Source organism: Pseudomonas fluvialis (assembly GCF_002835605.1).
In the GTDB taxonomy this organism is placed as follows: Bacteria; Pseudomonadota; Gammaproteobacteria; order Pseudomonadales; family Pseudomonadaceae; genus Aquipseudomonas; species Aquipseudomonas fluvialis.
In genome coordinates, this window is sequence record NZ_PIYS01000027.1 from 209,294 (window position 1) to 233,608 (window position 24,315).

The window sequence follows — 24,315 nt, forward strand, 5'->3', positions numbered from 1 at the left end:
CGAGGTAACGATGCAAAACGAACAACTGCTCCAGCTGGCGATCGCCGCCCTGGAAGATCTCAAGGCCAAGGACATCACGACCATCGATGTGCGCGGTAAGACCAGCATCACCGATTTCATGGTGATTGCCAGCGGTACCTCCGGGCGCCACGTCAAGTCGCTTGCCGAGAACGTGCTGGAGAAGGTTAAGGAACAGGGTGTGCGGCCGGTCGGCAACGAAGGCCTGGATGGCGGCGAATGGGCGCTGCTCGACCTGGGTGACGTGGTTGTGCATGTCATGCAGGAAGCTACCCGCGAGTTCTATGACCTGGAGCGTCTGTGGCAGGGCGCCGAACAGAGCCGCGCGCAACACCTAGAGTAACACGGCCGTGCGCATCAGGCTGATCTGCGTGGGCTCGCGCATGCCGCGCTGGGTGGAAGACGGCTGGCAGGAATATGCCAAGCGCCTGCCGCCCGAGCTGCCTCTGGAACTACTGGAAATACCCCTGCACACGCGCAGCAAGAATGCCGATGTGGCCCGGCTGATCCGCCAGGAAGGTGAGGCCATGCTGGCCAAGGTGCAGCCGGGGGAACGCATCGTCACTCTGGAAGTCCAAGGGCGACCCTGGAGTACCGAGCAGTTGGCCGAGCAGTTGGCGCGCTGGCGCCTCGAGGCGCGCAACGTCAACCTCATGGTCGGCGGTCCGGAAGGGCTGGCGCCGGAGGTCTGTGCGCGCAGCGAGCAGCGCTGGTCGCTGTCGCCGCTGACCCTACCCCATCCGCTGGTGCGTATCCTGCTGGGTGAGCAGATCTACCGGGCCTGGACCGTACTCAACGGCCACCCCTACCACAAGTAAGCGCCGATGCCGCAGCCGATCCGCCTCAAGGACCACGAACGCGATGCCCGCCTGGTGAAACGCCGGGTGCTGGTCAGTGCCGCGGTGGTGCTGCTGATGATGAGCGTGCTGCTGGCGCGTATGTATTACCTGCAGGTGGTGCAATACGAGTATCACTCGACCCTGGCGGAAAACAACCGCATCCATGTGCAGCCGATTCCGCCGACTCGCGGGCTGATCTACGACCGCAACGGGGTGATCCTGGCGGACAACCGGCCCAGCTTCAGCCTGACCCTGACCCGCGAGCGTGCCGGCGACTGGCAGCAGGTGCTGGATCAGGTGGTCGAGGTGCTTGAATTGGGCGAGGAAGAGCGTGCCTTGTTCGAGCGGCGCACTCGCCAGGGACGCCGGCCTTTCGAGCCGGTGCCGATCATGTTCGAGTTGTCGGAAGAGCAGATCGCGCGGATCGCCGTCAATCAGTTTCGTTTGCCCGGCGTCGACGTGGCGGCGCAACTGGTCCGCCATTACCCGCTCAAGGAGCATTTTGCCCATTCGGTGGGGTATGTCGGGCGGATCAATGAACAAGAGCTGAAAAACCTCGATCCGACCAATTACAGCGGCACCCACCATATCGGCAAGACGGGGCTGGAGAAATTCTACGAAGATCAGTTGCATGGTCAGGTGGGCTACGAGGAGGTTGAGACCAATGCCCGTGGCCGGGTGCTGCGGGTACTCAAGCGTACCGACCCCAAGCCGGGGGCTGATCTGCACCTGACCCTGGATGTACGCCTGCAGGAAGCTGCCGAAGAGGCGCTGGGCGGTCGACGTGGTGCCATCGTGGCGATCCAGCCGGACAGCGGCGAAGTGTTGGCGATGGTCAGCCAGCCGAGCTTCGATCCCAACCCCTTCGTCACCGGCATCGGTTTCAAGGCTTATGCCGAGTTGCGCGACTCCATCGACCGGCCGCTGTACAACCGTGTGTTGCGCGGCCTTTACCCGCCGGGTTCGACGATCAAGCCAATGGTCGCTGCGGCGGGGCTGGATGCCGGGGTGATTACCCGCAGTTCGCGGGTCTTCGATCCGGGCTTCTTCCAGCTGCCCAACCATAGTCACAAGTACCGCAACTGGAATCGCAATGGCGATGGCTGGGTCGATATGGAACTGGCCATTGCCCGCTCCAACGACACCTACTTCTACGATCTGGCCAACCGGTTGGGTATTGATCGTCTGCACCAGTACATGAGTGCCTACGGTTTTGGTCAGCGCGTGGCGCTGGATATGTACGAGGAAACCGGCGGATTGATGCCGTCGCGCGAGTGGAAGCGCAACCGCTATCGCCAGGCCTGGTACCCGGGGGAAACGCTGATCCTCGGTATTGGCCAGGGCTATATGCAGGCCACGCCCTTGCAGTTGGCCCAGGCCACGGCGCTGGTGGCTACCCGCGGTCGGTGGATTCGCCCGCACCTGGCGCGCAGCCTGGATGGCACGCCGCCGGTCGACGCCAAGCCGATGCCGGATATCGTCTACCGCGATCCACGTACCTGGGACCTGATTCGCCAGGGCATGGAGGCGGTGTTGCACAGTCCGCGCGGCACCGCCAACAAGGTCGGTGCGGCGTCGCTCTATCGGATTGCCGGCAAGAGCGGCACGGCGCAGGTGGTGGCGATCAAGCAGGGCGAGAAGTATGACCGCAACAAGGTGGCTGAACGGCATCGTGACCATGCGCTGTTTATTGCCTTCGCGCCGGCCGAAGCACCGCAGATTGCCGTGGCGGTCATGGTCGAGAACGGCGAATCGGGGTCGGGTGTGGCGGCGCCGGTGGCCAAGGCGGTGATGGATGCCTGGCTGCTCGACGAGCAGGGCCAGCTTAAGGCCGAGTATGCCGCTGCGCTGCCTGGCGCCGGGAGCAAGCCATGAATATGACGGGTAACTTCGATCGAACCATTTCCCAGGAGGATGTGCTCAAGCGACGTGCCAGCCTGCTGCAGCGCCTGCACATCGACGGCATCCTGTTGCTGTTGCTGGTCACTCTGGCCTGTGCCGGCTTGTTCATCCTCTATTCGGCGAGTGGCAAGAACTGGGAGCTGCTCTATAAACAGGCCAGCTCTTTTGCCATCGGCCTGGCGGCCATGCTGGTGATTGCCCAGATCGAGCCGCGCTTCATGGCGCGCTGGGTGCCGCTGGCCTACCTGGGTGGCTTGTTGTTGCTGGTCTGGGTGGAGTTGTTCGGCTACACGGCGATGGGCGCGACCCGCTGGATTCATATTCCTGGGGTGATGCGGTTCCAGCCCTCCGAGCTGATGAAAATCATCATGCCGATGACCATCGCCTGGTATCTGGCGCGGCACAACCTGCCGCCGCGCCTCAAACATATCGCCATCAGCCTGGTGCTGATCGGCATGCCGGTGGTGCTGATTGCCAAGCAACCTGATCTGGGAACTTCGTTGCTGATCCTGGCCGCTGGCGTGTTCGTGCTGTTTGTCGGAGGGCTGCGCTGGCGCTGGATGCTGGGTGCGTTGGCCGCCGCCGTGCCGCTGGCTGTCGCGCTGTGGACCTTCTACATGCACGACTATCAGAAGCGCCGGGTGCTGACCTTTCTCGACCCGGAGAACGATCCCTTGGGGGCTGGCTGGAACATTATTCAGTCCAAGGCCGCCATTGGCTCGGGGGGCGTGTGGGGCAAGGGCTGGTTGCAGGGCACCCAGTCGCATCTGGATTTTTTGCCGGAAAGCCACACGGACTTTATCATTGCCGTGCTTGGCGAAGAGTTCGGCATGGTCGGTATCGCTATTTTGTTGTTGCTGTACCTGCTATTGATTGCTCGTGGCCTTATGATCACCGCCCAGGCGCAGACGCTGTTTGGCAAGTTGCTGGCGGGCAGCCTGACCCTGACCTTTTTCGTCTATGTGTTTGTCAACATCGGCATGGTCAGTGGCCTGTTGCCCGTCGTGGGGGTGCCCTTGCCCTTCATCAGCCTGGGAGGAACTTCGCTGGTGACGCTGCTGTCCAGTTTCGGGATTTTGATGGCGATCCATACCCATCGCAAATGGATTGCCCAGGTTTGAAAGAGTGCAGAATTTGAACGGAAATTGGCTTTTACAGGTGCGTCGCGGCGCCCTGGCATTGTTGGTCGGCCTAGGTCTGCAGAGTGCTGCGCAGGCGGCTGACTACAGTGGTGTACCTGCCGTCGAGCAATTCATCGAGCAGATGACCCGTGAACATGGCTTTGCCGGCGAGCAATTGCAGCGGCTGTTTGCCCAGGCAGAGCGCAAGCAGGCCATTCTCGACGCCATTTCGCGCCCCGCCGAACGGGTCCGCCCCTGGAGCGAATACCGGCCGATTTTCATTACCGAAGCACGCATTCAGAAGGGCCAGGCGTTTGCCCGTCAGCATGCCAAGGCGCTGGCGCGTGCCGAGCGCGAATATGGCGTGGCCGCCGAGGTTATTGTGGCGATCATTGGTGTGGAAACCTTCTACGGTGGCAATACCGGCAGCTGGCGGGTGCTCGATGCACTGTCCACACTGTGTTTCGACTATCCGCCGCGTGCGCCGTTCTTCTGCCAGCAGTTGCGCGAGTTTCTCCTGCTGACCCGTGAGGAGCAGGTTGACCCGCTCAGCCTCAAGGGCTCCTATGCCGGGGCCATGGGCTTGCCGCAGTTCATGCCGGGCAGCTTCCGTGCCTATGCGGTGGATTTTGATGGTGATGGGCATATCAATATCTGGACCAATCCGGTGGATGCCATTGGCAGTGTCGCCAGCTACTTCAAGGCGCACGGCTGGAAGAGCGGTGAGCCGGTGGTCAGTCGTGCCGAACTGCGCGACGCCTCCGCCGTCGATGCGCTGAGCCCTGGGCTGGACGCGACCAGTACGGTCGGCAAGCTGCGCGCCTTGGGCTGGCGTAGCCAGGACGTACTGCGTGATGACCTGCCGGTGACGGCATTCCGTCAGGATGGAGCCGAAGGTGTCGAGTACTGGATGGGCCTGCCCAACTTCTTCACCATCACCCGCTACAACCGCAGCCTGATGTACGCCCTGGCGGTGCATCAGCTGTCTGAGGAAATTGCCCGCCGAGGTATTCGATGAGCCGTCGCCTGAGCCTGAGCCTGCTGGCTTTCAGCGTGCTGCTGGCGAGTTGCACCACCAGCCGTACCCCACAGCCTGTGGCGCCGGTAGCCCAGGGTGGGGTGATCTCCGGTCCCGGTAACTACCAGCGTCCTTCGCGGGATGGTGCGCCCTGGTGGGACGTTGATGTATCGCGCATTCCCGATGCGGTACCCATGCCCCATTACGGCAAGTTCAAGGCCAATCCCTATACGGTTTTCGGGCAGACCTACTACCCGATCAGTGATGCGCGCAATTATCGCGCCACGGGTATTGCCTCCTGGTACGGCACCAAGTTTCACGGGCAGGCCACTGCCAATGGCGAGGCTTATGACCTGTACGGCATGACCGCAGCGCACAAGACCCTGCCGTTGCCCAGCTACGTGCGGGTGACCAACCTGGAGAATGGCCGTACGGTGATCCTGCGCGTCAATGACCGCGGGCCGTTCTATTCCGACCGCATCATCGACCTGTCGTTTGCCGCCGCCAAGAAGCTCGGTTATGCCGAGAGTGGTACGGCACGGGTCAAGGTCGAAGGCATCGATCCGCACCAGTGGTGGGCCCAGCAGGGGCGTCCGGTGCCCATGGTCCTGGCCCAGCCGCAGCAGGTTGCGCAACCCCTCACCAGTCAGGTGCAGAGCGCCCCGCAGGCGGCTGCCCCGCTGGCGGTCGAGCAGTACACGCCACCGCCCCAGCAACATGCGGCTGCCGTGCTGCCGGTGGAAGTCGACGTAAAAAAAAACGCTTTACCCGCAGCCTCTGGCCTGTATCTCCAACTGGCAGCCTTCGCCAATCCCGACGCTGCCGAGCTGCTCAAAGCCAAGTTGAGCGCAGCCGTGAGTGCGCCGGTCTTGATCAGTTCGGTGGTGCGCAACCAGCAGATACTGCACCGCGTGCGGCTCGGGCCCTTGTCCAGCCAGAGCGAGGCTGAACGCCTGCGTGACGACCTGAGCCTGGCCAACTTCGGCCTGGCCACCCTGGTGCGTGGCGATTGAGTTTTTCCATGCCCTTGTGCAGGCCTTGGCCTGGGCAGGGGTGCTGTCCCGCTGACCCTTAGAGAGAACGATGAACATTCTGACCCTTGGCAAATCCCTTCTGCTGACCCTGTCCCTGAGCCTTGCCGGCCTGGCCCAGGCCAGCGCCCCGGCACTGCCGGCCGCGCCGCAGCTGGCGGCCAAGTCCTACGTGCTGATGGATGCCGCCAGCGGCAAGGTGCTGGTGGAAAACAATGGCGACCAGCGCCTGCCGCCCGCCAGCCTGACCAAGCTGATGACCGCCTACATCGCCACCCTGGAAATCCGTAACGGCAAGATCGGCGAGCAGGACATGGTGACTGTCAGCGAAAAGGCCTGGCGTACCGGCGGCTCGCGCATGTTCATCCAGGTCAACAGCCAGGTCAGCGTCAGCGACCTGCTGCACGGCATCATCATCCAGTCCGGCAACGATGCCAGTGTGGCGATCGCCGAGTACATTGCCGGCAGCGAGGAAGCCTTCGCTGACATGATGAATGCCACTGCGCAGCGCCTGGGCATGCACAACACGCATTTCGTCAATGCCACGGGCCTGCCAGACCCCAACCACTATTCCAGCGCGCACGACATGGCCATCCTGGCGCGGGCAATCATCCTCGAAGACCCCGAGCACTATGCGATCTACTCGCAGAAGGAGTTCTTCTGGAACAACATCAAGCAGCCCAACCGCAACCTGCTGCTGTGGCGCGACAAGACGGTCGATGGCCTGAAGACCGGGCATACCGAGGAGGCCGGCTTCTGCCTGGTGGCGTCAGCGGTGCGTGACAACGCACGGATGATCACTTCGGTATTCGGTACGGTCAGCGAGCAGGCGCGTGCCGCGGAAACTCAGAAACTACTGACCTACGGCTTCCGCTTCTTCGAAACCAAGACCTTCTTCCAGAAAGGCGCCGAGCTGGCCCAGGCGACGGTCTGGAAAGGTACGACACGCCAGGTCAAGGCCGGCTTGGCCGAAGACCTCAGCCTGACCCTGCCCAAGGGCCAGATGGCCCAGTTGCAGGCCGGCATGCTGCTCAACCCGCAGCTGGAAGCTCCCATCGAAGCCGGTCAGGTGATTGGCAAGGTTGAGGTCAAGCTGGGCGAGCAACTGGTGCACAGTAGCGATCTGGTGGCCCTGGAAGCAGTTGAGCAGGGTGGTTTCTTCCGCCGTCTGTGGGACAGCGTACGACTGTTCTTCTTCAACCTGTTCAACTGAGGTCGCATGGACGCCCTGCGGGGCGTCCGGCAAACTTGCCCGGGCCTGCTTGCAATCGGCCAGGCACGCCCCCATTTGCTGTCTACCCGACAGCCCCTTGCCAACAGGCCACAAGCCTGCAGAAGTCATGAACGATACCGACGTACAAGCTCCGAAAATCGAGTTCCCCTGCGAGCGCTACCCGATCAAGGTGATCGGCGAGGCGGGCGAGGGCTTCACCGAGCTGATCATCGAGGTGATGCAGCGCCATGCGCCGGATTTCGATGCCGGCAGCCTGGTGATCCGCGATAGCCGCAATGGTCGCTTCCTGTCCGTGCAGGTGCTGATTACCGCCACGGGTGTCGAGCAGTTGCAGGCCATCCATGTCGACCTGCGCGCCACCGGGCGCGTGCACATGGTGTTGTGATGGACGGCGCGCCGCTGCCCCCGTTGGGCGTGCGCGATCTGGGGCTGCAGCCCTATCTTCCCACCTGGCAGGCGATGCAGCGCTTCACGGATGCGCGCGGCCCCGAGACGCCTGACGAAATCTGGCTGTTGCAGCATCCGCCGGTATTTACCCAGGGCCAGGCCGGCAAGGCCGAACACCTGCTGTTCCCTGGCGATATTCCGGTGGTGCAGGTCGATCGCGGTGGTCAGGTGACCTACCACGGTCCGGGGCAGCTGGTGGCTTACCTGCTGCTCGATGTGCGCCGCAAGGGTCTCGGCGTACGGGAGCTGGTCAGCCGTATCGAGCAGAGCCTGGTCGCCTTGCTGGCCGAATATGGCGTCAGTGCCGCGCCACGTGCCGATGCGCCGGGGGTGTATGTGGGCGCGGCGAAGATCGCCTCGCTGGGCCTGCGCATCCGCCGCGGTTGTTCTTTCCATGGCCTGGCACTCAACCTCGACATGGATCTGCAGCCGTTCAGTCGTATCAACCCCTGTGGCTATGCGGGCATGGCCATGACTCAGTTGCGCGAGCTGATCGACGCCCCGGTGGATTTCGCCAGGGTCAGTGGCCAATTGCGCGAACAGCTCGTCACACACCTCGATTACCCAGTACAGCAGACCCTCGCGGGCGGTATCGAATCCCTATGAGTAGTGAAAACCCCGCCGGCAAGCCGGCCAAAGTCGAAGCTGGCGTCAAGCTGCGCGGTGCCGAGAAGGTCGCGCGTATTCCGGTGAAGATCATTCCCACCGACGAGTTGCCGCGCAAGCCGGACTGGATTCGCGTGCGCGTGCCGGTGTCGGCCGAAGTCGACCAGATCAAGAGCACGCTGCGCCAGCACAAGCTGCACAGCGTCTGCGAGGAAGCTTCCTGCCCGAACCTGGGCGAGTGCTTCTCCAGTGGCACCGCGACCTTCATGATCATGGGCGATATCTGTACAAGGCGCTGCCCGTTCTGCGATGTCGGCCATGGCCGGCCCAAGCCGCTCGACCCCGACGAGCCGCGGAACCTGGCCAAGGCGATTGCCGACATGCGCCTGAAGTACGTGGTGATCACCTCGGTCGACCGGGATGATCTGCGTGATGGCGGGGCTCAGCATTTTGCCGACTGCCTGCGCGAGATTCGCCGCCTGTCGCCGAGCATCCAGCTGGAAACCCTGGTGCCGGACTACCGTGGGCGCATGGAGATTGCTCTGGATATCACCGCCAGCGAGCCGCCGGATGTGTTCAACCACAACCTGGAGACCGTGCCGCGGCTGTACCGTGCTGCGCGTCCCGGCTCCGACTTCGAGTGGTCGCTGGACCTGCTGGAAAACTTCAAGAAGCGCGTGCCAGGGATACCGACCAAATCCGGGTTGATGCTCGGCCTGGGCGAGACCGACGAGGAAGTGCTGGAGGTCATGCAGCGCATGCGCGAGCACGAGATCGACATGCTTACCTTGGGTCAGTATCTACAGCCGTCACGCAGTCACATGGCCGTGCAGCGCTTCGTGCATCCGGACACCTTTGCCTGGTTTGCCGAGGAAGGTGCACGCATGGGCTTCAAGAATGTGGCCTCCGGCCCGCTGGTACGCTCCTCCTACCATGCCGACCAGCAGGCGCACGGCGGCGGCTGCAAGTAGCCTCAGTGCAGCCCGTAGCGACTGAGCTCCAGTGCGGAGAGCAGTCGCGGGCTGTGCGGGGCGATGGCCTGCATGTCGCGGAACAGCTGTGCGGAAACGCCCATTTCGCGCAGGTAGTGCTGCGGGTTGTAGCGCTGCTGGCGGGCCTGCTCGGCGCCCAGGCTGGAGTCGCCACCCGGATAGGCGGGGCGATGCAGGCCTACCGCACCGCGTATGGTGCGTGACTGCCCGGCAGCCAGCAGGTAGACACAGCTGCCCTGGCACACCGCGTTGGACGCTACCAGCGCAACAAAACCGGTTTCGCGCAGCAGGCGGCCCATGCGCAGGGCTTCCGGCACGCTGCCGCCAATGCTGTCGAGCAGCAGTAGTTTCTGCTGGTAGTGCCCCGGGTGGTCGCGCAGCCCCTTGAGCAGGGTTTCGTAGTCGCCTGGCGCGATGTCGGCGGAAACCTTGGCCACCAAGACTCGTCCCAGGCGCTGGTGATCCACCGGCAGCACTTCGACCTGGGCCAGTGCAGGCGACAGGCCAAGGCTGCTCAGGACAAACAGAACAAGGGTGGGAATACGCAACATGACGGATGGGCCTCCTCGGCGCGGCAGTGGCTCCGGCATGTTACGTGTTGCGCGGGTGAGCGACTAGCTGGCCGGCAGGCTGTGACGCAGACGATGCGCGCTGCCCAGCGCGGTCACCACGAACAGACCGGCGGCCAGGCTCAGTGCCAGGGGCAGGCCGTGGCTGGCCAGGCCCATCAGCGCGCCACTGAGCAGCGGCCCACTGAGACTACCCACGCCCCACAGCAGGCCGACACAGGCGTTGGCGGTAACCAGGTCCTGGCCCCGGAAGTCCTGGCCAATCAGGACCAGGGCCAGGGTGTATACGCCGCCGGCTACCGCGCCGAGCAGTGCCAGGCTTGGCCAGAGCAGCCAGGGGTGTTGCATAAGCCAGGGCAGTGCCATGCCCAGCAGCAGGACCAGCGTCCCGCAGGTCAGGTGCAGGCGGCGGCGGTCCAGGCGATCCGACAGCCAACCCAGCGGCACCTGGCAGAGCATGTCGCCGAGCAGGATCAGCGTGGCCATGAAGGCCGCCGCGGCCACCGCATAGCCATGGCCGCTGGCATAAACCGGGAACAGCGACAGCACCACGCTATCGAAGAAGGCGAAGAACAGCACACCCATGCACAGCGCCGGGGCTACTCGGAAGAAGCCCATCAGGGAGAAACTGCGCGTAGCGTGTGCGGCAACCTGCCCCCAGCCGGCCGGCAGATAGGCATAGACCAGTAGCAGCGCGAGCAGATTGGCCAGACTGACCAGGCCGATCAGCCAGGGGCTGGCGGCGCCGAACAGACCGATCATCGCCGGGCCGACCAACTGGAAACCGGTGAAGCAGGCGGCATACAGCGCTACCACCTGACCGCGGCGCGCCTCGCTGCACAGTTCGTTGACCCACGACTCGCCGAGAATGACCAGGATGCCCATGGCCAGGCCCAGGCCCAGGCGCGCCAGGCCGAGCAACCAGGCCGAGGGCTGTGGCCATTCCAGGGCGGCGCAGCACAGCAGGGCCACGGCAAAGCTGCCCAGGTACAGGTGTCGGCCGTTCAAGCGGCGCTGCAATGGATTGATCAGCAGCGCGGCGATGATCATCCCGGCGGCGGGCAGCGCACTGAACAGGCCGATCAGCCAGGGACTGGCGCCGTCCTCGTGCAGACGCAGGGAAACCAGGGGCAGGGTGGCGCCCATGCTCAGACCGACCACCGAAACGGCGAAGATCAGCAGGGCCAACAGATAGTTACGCATCAAAAGACTCCCACCCGGATGCGGACAGCCGGGCTTGCGACAGACAGGCAAGGTAGGGCCGGCAGCGGCGCCGGCGCGGCTCAGGCGTAGCCGGCGGGAGGCGAGAAGGTGAAGGCGAACAGTACGCTGCGACGACGACGCAGCAGGGCGTCGCGTGGCCACTCACGGCTGGCCATGGCTTGCAGGGCCAGGACCACGTAGAAGGACAGTGAGCAGAGCAGCGACATGACGAAAGACGCAGGGTTGTTCAGCGGGCGGCGAGTGTAGCCGGTTGCGCAGGTCAGGCCAAGCCTTGCCGGCAGTGCCGGCAAGGCGAAGCGCGTTAGGCGCTGAAGTAGGCGAGCTTGACCACGAACAGTGCAGAGAGGATCCACAGCGCCGGGTTCAGCTGGCGCCACTGGCCGGCCAGCAGCTTGATGGCGGTCCAGGCGATGAAGCCGAAGGCGATGCCGTTGGCGATCGAGAAGGTCAGCGGCATGGCCAGCGCGGCGACCACCACCGGGGCGGCAACCGACAGGTCGTCCCAGTCGATGCGCGCCAGGCTGCTGGTCATCAGCACGGCGACGAACAACAGCGCCGGTGCGGTAGCAAAAGCCGGTACGGCGCCGGCCAGCGGGGCGAAGAACAGGCTGAGCAAGAACAGCGCCGCCACGGTCAGTGCCGTCAGGCCGGTACGCCCGCCGGCGCTGATGCCGGCCGCCGATTCGATATAGCTGGTGGTCGTACTGGTACCCAGCGCAGCGCCGGCCATGGTTGCGGTACTGTCGGCAAGCAGTGCACGACCGACTCGCGGCATCTTGCCGTCCTTGTCGAGCAGATCGGCTTTTTGTGCCACGCCGACCAGGGTGCCCGAGGTGTCGAACAGGTCGACGAACAGGAAGGCAAAAATCACGCTGATCAGGCCGATATCCAGAGCACCGGCGATATCCAGTTGCATCAGGGTGGGCATCAGGCTGGGCGGCATGGACACCACGCCATCAAGCTTGGACAGACCGAGCACGATGGACAGTACGGTGACCAGCAGGATGCCAATCATCACGGCCCCGGTGACCTGGCGGTAATACAGCCCGGCGATGACGAAGAAGCCCAGGCAGGCGAGCAGGGCGCCGCCGCTGCTGAGGTCGCCGAGGGTTACCAGAGTGGCCGGATGATCGACCACGATGCCGGCATTTTTCAGGGCAATTATCGCCAGGAACAGGCCGATACCGGCAGCAATACCCGAGCGCAGTGGTAGCGGGATGCTGTTGATGATCCACTCGCGGATCTTGAAGATCGACAGGGCGAAAAAGATCGCCCCGGAGAGGAACACCGCGCCCAGCGCGACTTGCCAGGTGTAGCCCATGGTCAGTACCACGGTGTAGGTGAAGAAGGCGTTGAGGCCCATGCCGGGCGCCAGGGCGATCGGATAGTTGGCAACCAGGCCCATGATGGCCGAGCCGATTGCGGCCGCCAGGCAGGTGGCTACGAATACCGCGCCGCGATCCATGCCGGCTTCGCTGAGCAGGCTGGGGTTGACGAAGAGGATGTAGGCCATGGTCAGGAAGGTGGTCAGGCCGGCCAGCAGCTCGGTGCGCACCGTGGTGTTGTGAGCCTGCAGTTGGAAGAGTTTTTCCAGCATGTGGATTCCCCGCTGGCGCCAGGGCGCCGTGAAATGACTGATTCGGCAACGCGTGACCGCTCTGAGCGACCTCGCGTATGGCCCTGCAGGCCGCGCCATGCGCCGTCCCGGGCAAAAGCGGCGGCATCATAGCAGCTTGCTGGCAGGCCGAGAATCTGACCGTGCAGCCAGTTTGTGTGCGCCGGCGAGACGCTACGCGTCGGGCTCTACCCGGTTGCGACCGTTTTGCTTGGCTCGGTACAGCGCTGCGTCGGCCTGCTCGATCAGTTCGCCGGCGCTGTCCTGGTTGCTTGCTGCACGTACCGCCACGCCGATGCTCAGGCTGACCCGGCCCAGTGGGCTATGCGGGTGGGGCAGGCCCAAGGTGGCCAGTACGCTGAGGATGGTCTCGCCCAGCTGGCGGGCGCGGGCCAGGTCGCAATCGGCGGCAATCACCGCGAACTCCTCACCGCCATAGCGGGCCACGTGATCGCCGGCACGCCGTGCGCAGGATTGCAGCACGCTGGCGATGGTCTTCAGGCACTGGTCGCCGGCCTGGTGACCGAGGTGGTCGTTGTACAGCTTGAAGTGGTCGACATCCAGCATCAGCAAGGCCAGCAGCTGGCCACTGCGTGCGGCCCGCGCCCATTCGTCGGCGAGGATTTCATCGAAGTGGCGGCGGTTACCCAGGCCAGTCAGTGCGTCGGTGCGTGACAGCTCGGCGAGTTGCAGGTTGGCCTGCTGCAGTTCGGCGGTGCGTTGCGCCACACGCTGCTCCAGTTGCTCGGTGTTCTGCTGCAACTGCCTGGCCATCTGGTCCAGCGAGCGTGCCAGGTCGCTGACCTCGCGCACCGGGCTGCGCTGTGGTGGGCTGGCCTGCCACTGTCCGGCGGCGAGTTGCGCCGCCCAGTGGTTGAGGGCAACCAGCGGACGGGCGACCCAGTCGCTGACAAACAGGGCGATCAGCAGGCCGAGGGCCAGAACCGCCAGGCCCAGGTACAGGGTGTTGTGTAGCAGGGCCTGCATGGCACTGGCGAACTGGCTGTCCGGCAGCAGCACGACCTGGGTCAGGCGGGGCCCCTTGGCCAGTACATAGGGACGCCAGTCGAGGTGGTAGGTCTGGCCGTCGATCTGCAGGTGCAGGCTGCCTTCGCTGTCCCCACTGTCGCGCAGGGCCTGGCCGGCGGCACGAATCAGTGGGTTATCGCTGGTCTGGCTGGTCAGGCGCTCGACCTGTTCGCCCTGGCGTCGGTACAGGGCGTCGGTGCTGGAAGTGGCCAGCAACTGGTCGTCGTTTTCCAGAAGAAATACCAGGGCCTGGGTGCCCTCGCTCAGTTCGGCGAGAAACCCGCTGAGTTGCGGCAGGGCGATATCCGCGGTGGCCACACCGAGAAAGCGCCCCTGGCTGTCGTGCAGCGGTGCGGACATACCGATACCCAGGGTGGCATAGGCCTGCTCCTGATCATGGATGGCATAGGCATATACCTCATACCAGGCCATGCTGCCGTTGTGACGGGCCGCCTTGAACCAGGGGCGCTGGCGGGCGTCGAAGTGCGCGCCGGTAGAAACCAGGCTGCCTTTGCGGTTGGCCGCATCGACCCGGTGGATCTGCATCTGCATCTGCTCGGCCGGTCGCGCATGCAGCATGCGCAGCCCGCGGTCCGGGCCCATCGGTGGACGACTGCCGGCATAGTACTGGCCGTCGGCGAGGCCGGCCGAGACAAAGGTCAGCAGCGGGTGCTGGCGCAGTTGCAGGAGCAGGCGTTGCAGCAGGGCATCCGGCTGCTGTGTATCGAGCAGGTCCACGCTGGCTTGCTCGACATTCAGGGCCAGTACGCTGCGTGGGGCCTCAAAGAAACGCTGCAGCTGGTCCTGGGTGCGTTCGCTGATGGTATCCGCCAGTTGCCGGGAGATCTGCTCGGCTGCACGTTGCGCATGTTCGTAGGCCAGCCAGCCGCCGATGGCGATGATTGGCAGTAGGGTCAGCAACAGGGCGCCGAGCAACAGTTGGCGCAGCGGCAAGGGGCGCGAGCTGAATACGGTGCGACTGCGTGGTCGGCGGCGATGAAACCACAGCAGGGCGACCACCAGGGCCAGCAACTGGCCGCAGGCCAGTAACAGACGGCTCTCGCGGCTGTCGGTCAGGCCTTGCTGTGGCCAGTCGGCAGCCAGCTGCCACTGCCCACCGGGCAGGTGTATGTTGAGTAGCAGGCGAGCCTGGCGAAACAGACTGGCCTCGCCGTGGAAGATCTGGCCGTGTTCACCCTGGCCATCCACGCCACGCAGGGCCAGGCGTACCCCGGCGGGCAGATCGAGCAGGCCGGCGCGCTGCAGGGTGTCCTGCAGACTGAGCGCGATGGATACCAGGCCGAGCAGTTCGCCGTTGCCCTCGTCGGCAAATACCGGTGTGCGGTTGACGATGCCCAGGTTAAGGCTCTGCACCAGGCGTATCGGTCCGACCAGTACCGTATCGCGTTGGGCGATGGCGCGTTCAACGCCGCTCATTTGCTCGGGATTGACACTGTAGTCCAGGCCGAGCAGCGCCTCGTTGCCTTGTAGCGGGTAGATGAAATTGACGCGCAGCTTGCGCGTGGTGCTGATACTGACGATAGGCGGGTGGCGGGTCAGCAACTGGGCCGCCAGTTGCTCCAGTTCGGCCTGTTCGGCGCCGCGTGCCAGCAGGCGCCGCAGCTCGGCATTGCCACTCTGTGCCTGTTGCACTTCCTCTTCGAAACGTTGCACGGCCTGACGCAGTTGCTGGCGCAGGGCCTGGTCGGTTTCTGCCTGGCGCTGTTGCTGATGCAGATAAAGCAGGCTCAGGCTGGCCAGGCTGGCCAGCAGAAAGACCAGCAGAGCTTGCAGGTAGCGTTGCCAGGGAATGGGCGTATCGCTCGGTGAGCCGGGGCGCATGGAGGACTCGGTGGCAGGTGGCCATCGCTGCGGTGGTTTTTCCCAGCCTAGCGTATTGCGCGGAGAATCACGAATTTTGCCGTGGCGGCCAGTTGATGGACTTCGCTAAACAGACGTTTCAGCTTGATGTGATAGGCCAGGTGGCGGTTGCCGACCACCCATAGCTCGCCGCCCGCCACCAAGGCTGCGCGGGCCTGCTGGAACATACGCCAGGCGAGGAAGTCTCCGACCACTTGCTGCTGGTGAAAGGGCGGATTGCACAGCACCAGGTCCAGCGAGGCCGCAGGCTGTTCGGCCAGCCCGTCGCCCGCGCGGATAGACACTGGCCGTGCGCCATGCACGGCCTGCCAGTTTTCCTCGGCCGACTGCACGGCCATGTAGGACTCGTCGACCAGGGTCAGCTGTGCCTCGGGATTGTGCAGGGCAAAGACAATCCCCAGCACGCCGTTGCCGCAACCCAGGTCGGCGACGCGCAGCGCGCCACTGCGCGCGGGCAGGTGCGGGAGCAGTGCGCGGGTGCCGATATCCAGGCCTTCCCGGCAGAACACATTGGCGTGGTTGGCGAGGCGGATGGCGGGTTGCTCGAGCGAGTAATAGGTCGGGTAAGGCGAGTGCGGCTGTGGACGCGGCTGCGGCGTAGCGAACAGCAGGCGGGCCTTCTTCACCGCCAGGCTGGCCTGCACCGGGCCGACGTAGCGCTCCAGTAGCTCGCCTGCGGCGCGGGGCAGGTGCTTGAGCATGGCGCCGGCAACGACCCGGGCGCCCGGTGCCAGCTGGCCGTGCAGGCGGATCAGTTGCTCTTCGAGCAAGGCCAGCGTCTTGGGGATACGCAGCACCACCCAGTCGAAGGGGCCGCTGACGGGCTGGCTGGCAGGCACGAAGCGCAGGCTGTCAGCGGCCAGGCCGTTGCGCAGCAGGTTCTTGCTCAGGGCCAGGTGACCGAGGAAGGAGTCACCGCTGCTGGTGAGCTGGCAGTGCCCGGTCAGTGCACAGGCCAGTGCGCCGAAACTGTCGTTGAGCAGCAGCACCCGGCTGTCCGGGGCCAGGCCCTGGGCATGCAGGTGCTCAAGCAGGTACTGATCGGCGGCATCGAAGGCCTGCAGTGGCTGGTTGGCCATCTCGGGCTGGCGGATCAGGTCGTGGGCGGCAAAGGGGCTGGTCAGAATAGGCATAGCAACTGGCGGTGTTTGTTCGGCGTGACTTGCGCGACACTGGCAGTGAGCCGCGTACAAGGGGTACACAGTATGACTGCCCGTGACGACAAGTTCACCCGCCAGACCATTACCGCGCTGCAGCGCCATACGCCCAAGCTGTTCAGTCTGCGCTGCACCCGCGACGCAGCTTTCCGTTTCCGTGCCGGACAGTTCGCCCGCCTCGGCGTACGAACGGCCAGCGGTTGCGTGGTCTGGCGTGCCTATTCGATGGTGTCGGCGCCGCACGATGATTACCTGGAATTCTTCTCCATCCAGGTGCCCGATGGCCAGTTCAGCAGCCAACTGGCCCGCCTGCAGGTTGGCGATGAACTGTTGGTGGAGCGCCAGGCCTATGGTTTTCTCACCCTGGACCGCTTCAGCGATGGCCGTGACCTGTGGTTGCTGGCCAGTGGTACGGGAATTGCGCCGTTCTTGTCGATTCTCCAGGAGCCAGAGGTCTGGCAGCGCTTTGCCCAGGTGCGCCTGCTATACAGCGTGCGCCACGCCGAGGAACAGGTGTATCGGGCGTTGCTCGATGCCTTGCCGGGGCGTGACTATTTGGGTATCCGGGCCGGTCAATGGCAGTACCTGGTGACCCTGACCGGCGAGCAGCAGGACGGCTGCCTGCACGGACGGCTGACCCGCTTGCTGGCCACAGGTGAACTGGAGCGCGCCGCTGGCCTGGCCTTGCAGCCGGAGCACTCGCGCCTGATGGTCTGTGGCAATCCGCAGATGATCGAAGATACCCGCGAATCGCTCAGGCAGCGGGGTTTGCAGTTGGCGTTGACGCGTCGGCCCGGTCAGGTGGCGGTGGAGAACTACTGGTAAGCGGTGCCACGCGTGGCAGACGCAGGGTGAAGCAGGTGCCCTGGCCCAGTTGGCTGCGCACGCCCAGCTTGCCGCCCAGTACGCCGCTGACCAGGTTGTGCACGATATGCAGGCCCAGGCCGCTGCCGCCCTGACCAAGCCGGGTCGTGAAGAACGGGTCGAAGATGCGTGGCAGGTGCTCATCGGCAATGCCGATGCCATCGTCACACACCTGCAGTTCCAGCCAGTCACCGGGCAGGGTTTGTCCGCGTAGTTCGATACAGCCTTGCTCGCGAGCGTGGAAGGCATGCAGCAGCGCATTGTTGATCAGGTTGACCAGCACCTGGCCGAGCGGCCCGGGATAGCTGTCCAGTTCCTCATGCAACTGCACCTGGTTGACTACCCGGTAGGGGGTTTTCTTCAGGCTCGGGCCGAGGGTGATGAGAATCTCGCTGACCACCTCGTCGAGGTGGAACTGGCGGCGCTGGGCGCTGGCCTGGTCGACGGCCACCTGCTTGAAACTGCTGATCAGCTCGCTGGCGCGGCGCAGGTTGCGGATCAGGATGTCGCTGGCGGTCTGGTTGTCGGCCAGGAAACTTTCCAATGCACTGCGCTTGAGGGTGCCGTCGCTGATGGCGCTGGCCACCTCGCGGCTGAAGTCCTGCAGGCTGCTGGCAGCCATCAGGCTATTGCCGATCGGCGTATTCAGCTCATGGGCGATGCCAGCGACCAGCGCACCAAGCGCGGCGAGCTTTTCGCTCTGTACCAGCTCGCTTTGTGTGTGCTGGAGAATCTGCATGGCGCTGCTCAGTTCGCTGTTGCTCTGGCGCAGGGCTTCGGTGCGGTCGTTGATGCGCTGCTCGAGGCTGGCATTGAGTTCGCGGTAGTCGCTTTCCCGTTCATGGATGGCCGCGACCATGCGTTGCAGGCTGTGACTCAGGTCGTTCAGTTCGGCAATCCGGCTGTGTTCCAGGGGCAGCTGGTAGTCGCCGGCGGCAATTGCCCGGGCATGCCGGCTGAACAGGGAAATGCGCCCGGCCAGTGCCCAGCTGGTGGCCCCGGCAAACAGCAGGCCGAGGGTCAGGGTCAGGCCGAGGGCAATCAGCAGGCGCTGCCAGGTGGCCTGGATCAGCGCATAGGCCTGCTCGACCGGCTGCGCGACCAGTACGCGCCAGCCGGGACCGTCGACCTGGCGGGCCAGGCCGGTGAGTCGCTGGCCGTCGAGGGTAAATTCACGGGGGCTGGGCGCATCGTCCTGGAGCACCGCGAGGTGTCCCAGGTTGAGTTGCTGCAGATCGCCCTGGCGTTGCGAGTCAGCGATCAGCTGGTATTGCCGGTCAACGATACGCACCTGCAGGGTGCCGTCCAGACTCAGCTGGTGGGCGAGTTGCGGCAGCGGACTGATCGCCACCTCGCCGACCAGGCTACGTCGGCCAACCGGCAGGGCCAGGGCCACGGCCGGGCGGGCGCTGACCGTGGAGAGAAAACTGTTCGACCAGTAGGCTTGCTGTTGTTGATGGGCCTGGCGAACGAAATCGCGCGCCGACAGATCCAGCCCGGCCAGGTTCTGGCGCAGGTGGCGTTTGGCCTGGGGCAGCCCGATGACCTGAATGCGGCTCTCGGCATCGGTCAGGTAGATCGCTTCGTAGAAGTCCGAAGAGTCGGCGTAAGCGTCCAGCAGTGTCTGCAGCTGGGCGACCGGTAGCTGGCGGTTATGCCGAAACAGTGCAGCCAGCGCACTGAGCTCACGGTTGGCAATGCTGAAGTGGCGCTGTAGCTGTTGTGCGGTGGTGTCGGCGGCGAGTTGCTGGCGTTGCTCCACGGCGCTGCGCATGAGCGGTGCGTAGTACAGGTAGAACAGCAGGCCCATGGTCAGAATGGGCAGCAGGGCGACCAGCAGGAAACGTCCGGCCAGTGTCCACAGCAGTGGCCGGGCCTTGTCAGTCTGCGCGGCTGTAGCGGCCATCGCGCACCACCATCAGGTAGAAGGGGCTGTGGCTGTCGCCATAGTCATCGAAGACGATTTCATACTGCAGGCCGTTGAAGCGGCGGATGCGTAGCAGGGTCTGCTTGAGTGACTCCCCGGGCTGGCCTTGGCGCATGGCTTCGAGCAGGACCTGAGCGGCGTTGTAGCCGGTGACCGATGCGGTATTGATCGGTTGGCCAAAGCGCTTTTCAAAAGCGTCGCGAAAGGCCCGGAAATGTGCGCTGGGGTCATCGAGGTCGAAAACCTGTGAGGTCACCAGGCCCTCCACGGCCTTGCCGCCCATGCCAATCAGGTCGTCGGCGGCGGACCAGGCAGGTGCCGCCAGCGGCAGTCCGGGGTGTTGCTGGCGCAACTGGGTAGCCAGCAGGGCGGTATCCAGGGCACTGCTGACCAGCACCACCCCTTGCGGACCGCTGGCCAGCGCCTGGCGGGCCAGCGCGGCAAAGTCGGTTTGGTGATCGCGCTGAAACTCGATGGGCGCATGCAGTTGACCACCTAGCGCCTCGAAGTGCGCCGTGAAGTCATCCAGCCAGGGACGGGTGAAGGCGCTGTTGCTGCTTTCCACGAGGACGGCGAGGTGCTGCAGTTGCAGGGCTTCGCGCAGATGGCGGGCGATGGCACGGGCGTCCGGGTTGTCATGGCTGAGCGTGCGGAAAAACTGGTCGTCGCGTCCGGCCAGCTGGCGGGTCAGCGGTGAGCCGCCCATCAACAGAATGCCGGCATCACTGAATAGCGGGGCTACCTGTTCGGCGACCAGGCTGGTCATCGGGCCAAGCGCGGCATCCACCTGCAGGGCGATCAGTTCGCCCGCGGCGTGCCGGGCCTGCACAGGGTTGAAGGCGTCGTCGCGAAACACCAGCTCCACCGGGCGCCCCTGGATGCCGCCCTGGGCATTGGCCTGTTCCACGGCCAGCTGCATGCCGTTGCGCCCGGAGATGCCCAGGCTGGCACTCGGCCCGGACGTGTCGACCAGAATGCCCAGTTGCCAGGCGGGAGGGGTGTTGGCAGGGCTGTCGCAACCCGTCAGCAGCAGGCTGGTCAGCAGGGCCAGGGTCGCTAAGGGCAATGCTCGCATGGCAGGTCCTCGCAGGTTTACAGGGCGATCTCCTGGGGCAGTTGCAGGCTGCCGTTGGCGCGCTGCTCCACCAGTTGCAACAAATCGTCCAGCGGCATGGGGCGGGCAAACCAGTAGCCCTGGCCTTCCTGGCAGCCCATGCTCACCAGGCGACGGGCCTGGCTGGCCTGCTCGATGCCTTCGGCCAGCAGTTGCAGCTGCAGACTGTGGCCGAGTTGCACGATGCTTTCGACGATGCGTCGGCTGCCTTCGTTATGTTCCAGTTGGCGGATAAAACTGAGGTCGATCTTCAGGCGATCGACCTGCAGTTGCTGCAGGTAACTGAGGGAAGAGAACCCGGTACCGAAGTCGTCGATGGCGATGCGTACGCCGCGTTGCTTGATGTGGTTGATCAGCTCGACCATGAACTCGGCGTCCAGCATGGCCACCGATTCGGTGATCTCCAGCTCCAGGCGTTCCGGCGCGATGCCGCTGTGCTGCAGGGCCTGGTCGAGGGTTGCCAGGAAGCCGGCCTGGCGGAACTGGCTGACCGAGACATTCACGGCCATGCGCAGGGGTTGCCGGGTGGCAGCCTGCAGTCGTTGCAGATCGCTACAGGCGCGCTGCAGTACCCAGGCACCGAGACTGACGATCAGCCCGGAGCTTTCCGCCAGCGGAATGAACTGGTCGGGAGCAACCCACTGGCCGTCGCTCTTGCGCCAGCGCAGCAGCGCCTCGACGCCTACCAGCAGGCCGTCCTGCAGACGCACCTGCGGTTGGTAGACAAGGAACAGCTGTTGCTGCTCGAAGGCTTCGCGCAGCTCCTGCAGCAGGCGCACACGGGCATGGGTGGCCTGTTCCATGGCTCGGGTGAAATGGTTGATGCTGCCACGTTGCTGCTGCTTGCCGTGCTTGAGCGCGATGTTGGCGGCTTTCAGGGCATCGCTGCCGCTGCCGTCGATCTGGTCCAGGCAGGTCAGGCCAATGGTGGCGGTGATGTGCTGCTGCAACCCGGCGAACTGCAGGGGTTGCTGGAAAAGCGCCTGCAGGTGCGGCGTATCGATCAGTCGATTGTCGAGGAGGATGCCGAAGACATCGCCGGCTACGCGTGCCAGCAGAGCTTCGCGTGGTAGTTGCTGCTGCAGACGCTCGGCGGCGGCGGCCAGCAGGGCATCGCCAAGCTGGTGGCCAAGGGTGTCGTTGAGTTCGGAGAAACCATCGATATCCAGCAGAACCAGGCTGGCCTGCTCACGCTGTGGGCCGGCCAGCGCACGGTCGAGCGCCTGGATCAGCGCCAGGCGATTGCCGATATGCAGCAGCGGGTCGTAGTAGGCGTGATCCTTGAGGCGACTGAGCAGCAGTACATTGTCCAGGGTGATGACGATATTGCTGCAGAACACTTCCAGAAGTTGTCGGTCGAGCAGGCTCAGTGGGCGTTGGGTTTGCAGGTAGGCGGCCATGTCCTGGCCATCCTGGCTGGCAAAGAACAGAGTGGTGGCCTGCGCCTGGTAGAGGTTGCCGCGCTGTTCCAGGGCCTGCGCCAGGGCTGCCGCGACACGGTTGTCCGGCAGGCTGGCAAGCGGCTGGTTGATGCACTCGGTGAGCCGTCCGGCAGCGGCTACCACCAGCGCCCGGCCAGGCTGGTCGGCTTGTTCGCAGGCACATACCACGCCTTCCGGCGGCAAGCCAAACAGCCCGCAGATCTGTGTGATGATGCCCGCGGCGAACTCGCTGACCCCCTGCAGGGCGAGCAGCTGGCTGCTGGCCTTGATCACCATGGCCAGGCTGCGGCGATTGGCATTGATGGTGTGGATCTGTTCGTAGGAACGGATGGCTGCGGTCAGGACGGTGTACAGGCGGTTGCGGGTCAGTTCGGACTTGGTCTTGTAGTCGTTGATGTCGTAATCGCGGATGGCGTCCATTTCCGGTGCGTAGCCGGGCTGGCCGGTGCGCAGGATGATGCGCACTTCGCTGTTGTGCAGCTCTTCGCGGATGCGCTTGACCAGTTGCAGGCCGGCCTGCTCGGACTCCATGACCACATCCAGCAGGATCACCGCGATCTGGGCTTCGTTATCCAGGAGTTGCAGTGCCTGTTGTGCCGAGTAGGCATGCAGGAACTGCAGCGGGCGGCCGAGTATCTCGGTCTTGGCCAGGGCCAGGCAGGTCGCCTGGTGGACATCGCGGTCATCGTCGACGATCAGGATGCGCCAGCTGGCATGTGCCGCGTGGGAGGGCTCGCCAGGGTCTTCCTGATCGAAGGCAAACAGATCGTCATCGCTGTGCTGGCTCATCGACTCGCCTTGACTGCAAAGGGTGATGGCATTGTTGTTATGGCGACTGCGGTCGCTTGCTGAGTCTAGGTCAGTCTTCGCCTGCGTGCCGGGAAAGTCACCCGGCGCGCAGGCGTGGGCCTCTTAGGGCTGGTCGTGACGGGCCTTGAGCAGGTCGCGGATTTCCCCGAGCAGTTGCTGTTCGACGCTGGGCGCGGGCGGTTCGGCCGGCGCGGCCGCTTCTTCGCGCTTGAGGCGGTTGATGACCTTGATGCCCATGAAGATGGCAAAGGCGACGATGATGAAATCCACCACGGTCTGGATGAACTTGCCGTAGGCGAGTACCACGGCGGCACTGTCGCCCTCGGCGGCCTTGAGCACCACGGCCAGGTCGCTGAAGTCGACACCGCCGATCAGCAGTCCCAGGGGGGGCATCACTACGTCGCCGACGAAGGAGGAAACGATTTTGCCGAACGCGGCGCCGATGATGATGCCGACGGCCATGTCGACCACGTTGCCCTTGACGGCGAAGGTTTTGAATTCGGAAAGCAAGCTCATGTCGAGTCCCTGTTGTGAGTTTAGGTACCCGGCAGTGTATGTCAGCGGCGGCCTGGCTGCAGCCGCTGTTCAGTCGGGCCAGTGCACTTCCGGTAGGCAGGCGAAGCCGGGGCGGGCCAGCAGGTAGCCCTGGAGCAGTTCGACACCCAGCTCGCGCAGGACGTGCAGCTCGGCCAGGGTCTCGACGCCTTCGGCGATGACCTGAATGCCCAGACGCCGGCACATTTGCAGCGTACTGTCGACCAGCACCTGGCGTACCGTATCCTGGTCGACGCCGCGAATCAGCTGCATGTCCAGCTTGAGCAGGTCGGGTTGGAAGTCGGCGAGCAGGTTGAGGCCGGCATAGCCGGCGCCGAAGTCGTCGATGGCGGTGCGAAAGCCCTGTTGGCGATAGGCGCGGAGGATGCCGACCAGATGATCGATATCCAGTACCTGCTCCTGCTCGGTGACCTCGAAGATGATCTTGTCGAGTGCCAGGTTGCAGCGTTTGGCCGCTTCCAGCGTGGTGCGTATGCAGGTTTCCGCGCGATACACCGCGTTGGGCATGAAGTTGATGGAAACCAGGGCCGGTACCTGCAGGCGTGCCGCCCATTCCACGGCCTGTACCCGGCAGGCCTGGTCGAAGGCATAGCGATTGCTCTCGTTGACCTGCTCCAGCAGGCTGCCTGCTGACTCGCCATTGGCACCCCGCACCAGCGCTTCATGGGCGAATATCCGCCGTTGCCGCACGTCGACAATCGGCTGGAAGGCCATGCCCAGCGGCAAGGGGAATGCCTGGCCATCACGGCAGGCGCTACAGCGATGGTTGTCGGACATGGAGGGTTCTCAGGGTTAGCGGGGACTCTTGCAGGGTAGCGCCCTGCGGGGCGAATTCAATGCGCACGGGGCGGATTGTCGCACGGCGCGCCAGGCAGTTGACCGGCGTCAAGGGCGCGCGTCCTGGGGCTGGGTAGTCTACA

At 64.4% G+C, this 24,315-nt stretch carries 22 protein-coding genes; 11 read left to right on the forward strand and 11 right to left on the reverse strand.

All coding sequences use genetic code 11. From position 1 onward, the window contains the following. The first annotated feature begins 10 nt into the window (after nt 1-10). The 10 genes from rsfS (at nt 11) to lipA (ending at nt 9,187) form a co-directional block, all read left to right on the forward strand. Entirely contained in the window at nt 11-361 is a 351-nt protein-coding gene (rsfS, locus tag CW360_RS13855) for a ribosome silencing factor (protein WP_101194100.1), read from the forward strand. Between the two features lie 7 nt (nt 362-368). Further along, entirely contained in the window at nt 369-836 is a 468-nt protein-coding gene (rlmH, locus tag CW360_RS13860; RefSeq protein ID WP_101194101.1) for a 23S rRNA (pseudouridine(1915)-N(3))-methyltransferase RlmH, read from the forward strand. Nucleotides 837-842: 6 nt separating this feature from the next. Then, nucleotides 843-2,732: a penicillin-binding protein 2 gene (mrdA, locus tag CW360_RS13865; RefSeq protein WP_101194102.1), complete on the forward strand. Its 1,890-nt coding sequence runs from the start codon at nt 843-845 to the stop codon at nt 2,730-2,732. Nucleotides 2,733-2,734: 2 nt separating this feature from the next. Then, the gene (gene rodA, locus CW360_RS13870; protein ID WP_093984411.1) at nt 2,735-3,880 is read left to right on the forward strand and encodes a rod shape-determining protein RodA; all 1,146 of its coding nucleotides are present in this window, start codon (nt 2,735-2,737) and stop codon (nt 3,878-3,880) included. A gap of 13 nt (nt 3,881-3,893) precedes the next feature. Continuing rightward, nucleotides 3,894-4,898 (forward strand): lytic murein transglycosylase B, encoded by a 1,005-nt coding sequence (gene mltB / locus CW360_RS13875; RefSeq protein ID WP_101194191.1) that lies wholly within the window; start codon nt 3,894-3,896, stop codon nt 4,896-4,898. Further along, nucleotides 4,895-5,911 carry a septal ring lytic transglycosylase RlpA family protein gene (locus CW360_RS13880; RefSeq protein WP_093984339.1) on the forward strand — a complete coding sequence of 339 codons (1,017 nt, stop codon included), beginning with the start codon at nt 4,895-4,897 and terminating at the stop codon, nt 5,909-5,911. Before mltB ends, CW360_RS13880 begins: the two co-directional genes overlap by 4 nt. 70 nt (nt 5,912-5,981) lie before the next feature. Continuing rightward, nucleotides 5,982-7,142 (forward strand): D-alanyl-D-alanine carboxypeptidase family protein, encoded by a 1,161-nt coding sequence (locus CW360_RS13885; RefSeq protein ID WP_101194103.1) that lies wholly within the window; start codon nt 5,982-5,984, stop codon nt 7,140-7,142. Nucleotides 7,143-7,269: 127 nt separating this feature from the next. Further along, nucleotides 7,270-7,548, forward strand: coding sequence for a DUF493 domain-containing protein (locus CW360_RS13890; protein WP_093984337.1), 279 nt, complete (start codon nt 7,270-7,272; stop codon nt 7,546-7,548). Then, nucleotides 7,548-8,216, forward strand: coding sequence for a lipoyl(octanoyl) transferase LipB (gene lipB, locus CW360_RS13895; protein ID WP_093984336.1), 669 nt, complete (start codon nt 7,548-7,550; stop codon nt 8,214-8,216). The genes CW360_RS13890 and lipB overlap by 1 nt, the downstream gene beginning before the upstream one ends. Then, on the forward strand, nt 8,213-9,187 hold the full coding sequence (gene lipA / locus CW360_RS13900; RefSeq protein WP_101194104.1) for a lipoyl synthase: 975 nt from the start codon (nt 8,213-8,215) through the stop codon (nt 9,185-9,187). Before lipB ends, lipA begins: the two co-directional genes overlap by 4 nt. Nucleotides 9,188-9,189: 2 nt before the next feature. Here lipA and CW360_RS13905 read toward each other — a convergent pair whose 3' ends face one another. The 6 genes from CW360_RS13905 to CW360_RS13925 form a co-directional block, all read right to left on the reverse strand. Further along, nucleotides 9,190-9,759 (reverse strand): COG3904 family protein, encoded by a 570-nt coding sequence (locus CW360_RS13905; protein ID WP_101194105.1) that lies wholly within the window; start codon nt 9,757-9,759, stop codon nt 9,190-9,192. 63 nt (nt 9,760-9,822) lie between these two features. Next, nucleotides 9,823-10,980, reverse strand: a complete 1,158-nt coding sequence (locus tag CW360_RS13910) for an MFS transporter (protein ID WP_101194106.1) — start codon at nt 10,978-10,980, stop codon at nt 9,823-9,825. An 80-nt stretch (nt 10,981-11,060) separates the two neighbouring features. After that, the gene (locus tag CW360_RS16925) at nt 11,061-11,207 is read right to left on the reverse strand and encodes a hypothetical protein (RefSeq protein WP_165765279.1); all 147 of its coding nucleotides are present in this window, start codon (nt 11,205-11,207) and stop codon (nt 11,061-11,063) included. A 95-nt stretch (nt 11,208-11,302) separates the two neighbouring features. Beyond that, nucleotides 11,303-12,598, reverse strand: a complete 1,296-nt coding sequence (locus CW360_RS13915; protein WP_093984332.1) for an NCS2 family permease — start codon at nt 12,596-12,598, stop codon at nt 11,303-11,305. Between the two features lie 192 nt (nt 12,599-12,790). Continuing rightward, nucleotides 12,791-15,487 (reverse strand): diguanylate cyclase domain-containing protein, encoded by a 2,697-nt coding sequence (locus CW360_RS13920; protein WP_101194107.1) that lies wholly within the window; start codon nt 15,485-15,487, stop codon nt 12,791-12,793. A gap of 47 nt (nt 15,488-15,534) precedes the next feature. Then, nucleotides 15,535-16,659 (reverse strand): methyltransferase, encoded by a 1,125-nt coding sequence (locus tag CW360_RS13925; RefSeq protein WP_101194108.1) that lies wholly within the window; start codon nt 16,657-16,659, stop codon nt 15,535-15,537. Nucleotides 16,660-16,731: 72 nt separating this feature from the next. Here CW360_RS13925 and CW360_RS13930 point away from each other — a divergent pair, with 72 nt between their 5' ends. Beyond that, nucleotides 16,732-17,508 carry a ferredoxin--NADP reductase gene (locus tag CW360_RS13930; protein ID WP_101194109.1) on the forward strand — a complete coding sequence of 259 codons (777 nt, stop codon included), beginning with the start codon at nt 16,732-16,734 and terminating at the stop codon, nt 17,506-17,508. On the opposite strand, the gene CW360_RS13935 is transcribed toward CW360_RS13930, so the two are convergent. The 5 genes from CW360_RS13935 to CW360_RS13955 form a co-directional block, all read right to left on the reverse strand. Beyond that, the gene (locus CW360_RS13935) at nt 17,438-19,453 is read right to left on the reverse strand and encodes a sensor histidine kinase (protein ID WP_101194110.1); all 2,016 of its coding nucleotides are present in this window, start codon (nt 19,451-19,453) and stop codon (nt 17,438-17,440) included. The genes CW360_RS13930 and CW360_RS13935 overlap by 71 nt on opposite strands. Then, the gene (locus tag CW360_RS13940; protein ID WP_101194111.1) at nt 19,428-20,549 is read right to left on the reverse strand and encodes an ABC transporter substrate-binding protein; all 1,122 of its coding nucleotides are present in this window, start codon (nt 20,547-20,549) and stop codon (nt 19,428-19,430) included. Before CW360_RS13940 ends, CW360_RS13935 begins: the two co-directional genes overlap by 26 nt. Nucleotides 20,550-20,566: 17 nt before the next feature. After that, nucleotides 20,567-22,819 (reverse strand): bifunctional diguanylate cyclase/phosphodiesterase, encoded by a 2,253-nt coding sequence (locus tag CW360_RS13945; RefSeq protein ID WP_212633303.1) that lies wholly within the window; start codon nt 22,817-22,819, stop codon nt 20,567-20,569. Between the two features lie 123 nt (nt 22,820-22,942). Continuing rightward, nucleotides 22,943-23,356: a large-conductance mechanosensitive channel protein MscL gene (gene mscL / locus CW360_RS13950; protein WP_101194112.1), complete on the reverse strand. Its 414-nt coding sequence runs from the start codon at nt 23,354-23,356 to the stop codon at nt 22,943-22,945. 69 nt (nt 23,357-23,425) lie between these two features. Continuing rightward, nucleotides 23,426-24,172, reverse strand: a complete 747-nt coding sequence (locus tag CW360_RS13955; RefSeq protein WP_101194113.1) for an EAL domain-containing protein — start codon at nt 24,170-24,172, stop codon at nt 23,426-23,428. Between the last annotated feature and the right edge of the window lie 143 nt (nt 24,173-24,315).

What these genes read in the sequence shown, in the direction of transcription:
- rsfS (WP_101194100.1), top strand. Translation starts at nt 11, where the DNA reads ATGCAAAACGAACAACTGCTCCAGCTGGCGATCGCCGCCCTGGAAGAT.
- mrdA (WP_101194102.1), top strand. Translation starts at nt 843, where the DNA reads ATGCCGCAGCCGATCCGCCTCAAGGACCACGAACGCGATGCCCGCCTG.
- rodA (WP_093984411.1), top strand. Translation starts at nt 2,735, where the DNA reads ATGACGGGTAACTTCGATCGAACCATTTCCCAGGAGGATGTGCTCAAG.
- CW360_RS13880 (WP_093984339.1), top strand. Translation starts at nt 4,895, where the DNA reads ATGAGCCGTCGCCTGAGCCTGAGCCTGCTGGCTTTCAGCGTGCTGCTG.
- CW360_RS13885 (WP_101194103.1), top strand. Translation starts at nt 5,982, where the DNA reads ATGAACATTCTGACCCTTGGCAAATCCCTTCTGCTGACCCTGTCCCTG.
- CW360_RS13890 (WP_093984337.1), top strand. Translation starts at nt 7,270, where the DNA reads ATGAACGATACCGACGTACAAGCTCCGAAAATCGAGTTCCCCTGCGAG.
- lipB (WP_093984336.1), top strand. Translation starts at nt 7,548, where the DNA reads ATGGACGGCGCGCCGCTGCCCCCGTTGGGCGTGCGCGATCTGGGGCTG.
- lipA (WP_101194104.1), top strand. Translation starts at nt 8,213, where the DNA reads ATGAGTAGTGAAAACCCCGCCGGCAAGCCGGCCAAAGTCGAAGCTGGC.
- CW360_RS13905 (WP_101194105.1), bottom strand. Translation starts at nt 9,759, where the DNA reads ATGTTGCGTATTCCCACCCTTGTTCTGTTTGTCCTGAGCAGCCTTGGC.
- CW360_RS13910 (WP_101194106.1), bottom strand. Translation starts at nt 10,980, where the DNA reads ATGCGTAACTATCTGTTGGCCCTGCTGATCTTCGCCGTTTCGGTGGTC.
- CW360_RS16925 (WP_165765279.1), bottom strand. Translation starts at nt 11,207, where the DNA reads ATGTCGCTGCTCTGCTCACTGTCCTTCTACGTGGTCCTGGCCCTGCAA.
- CW360_RS13915 (WP_093984332.1), bottom strand. Translation starts at nt 12,598, where the DNA reads ATGCTGGAAAAACTCTTCCAACTGCAGGCTCACAACACCACGGTGCGC.
- CW360_RS13920 (WP_101194107.1), bottom strand. Translation starts at nt 15,487, where the DNA reads ATGCGCCCCGGCTCACCGAGCGATACGCCCATTCCCTGGCAACGCTAC.
- CW360_RS13925 (WP_101194108.1), bottom strand. Translation starts at nt 16,659, where the DNA reads ATGCCTATTCTGACCAGCCCCTTTGCCGCCCACGACCTGATCCGCCAG.
- CW360_RS13930 (WP_101194109.1), top strand. Translation starts at nt 16,732, where the DNA reads ATGACTGCCCGTGACGACAAGTTCACCCGCCAGACCATTACCGCGCTG.
- CW360_RS13935 (WP_101194110.1), bottom strand. Translation starts at nt 19,453, where the DNA reads ATGGCCGCTACAGCCGCGCAGACTGACAAGGCCCGGCCACTGCTGTGG.
- CW360_RS13940 (WP_101194111.1), bottom strand. Translation starts at nt 20,549, where the DNA reads ATGCGAGCATTGCCCTTAGCGACCCTGGCCCTGCTGACCAGCCTGCTG.
- CW360_RS13945 (WP_212633303.1), bottom strand. Translation starts at nt 22,819, where the DNA reads ATGAGCCAGCACAGCGATGACGATCTGTTTGCCTTCGATCAGGAAGAC.
- mscL (WP_101194112.1), bottom strand. Translation starts at nt 23,356, where the DNA reads ATGAGCTTGCTTTCCGAATTCAAAACCTTCGCCGTCAAGGGCAACGTG.
- CW360_RS13955 (WP_101194113.1), bottom strand. Translation starts at nt 24,172, where the DNA reads ATGTCCGACAACCATCGCTGTAGCGCCTGCCGTGATGGCCAGGCATTC.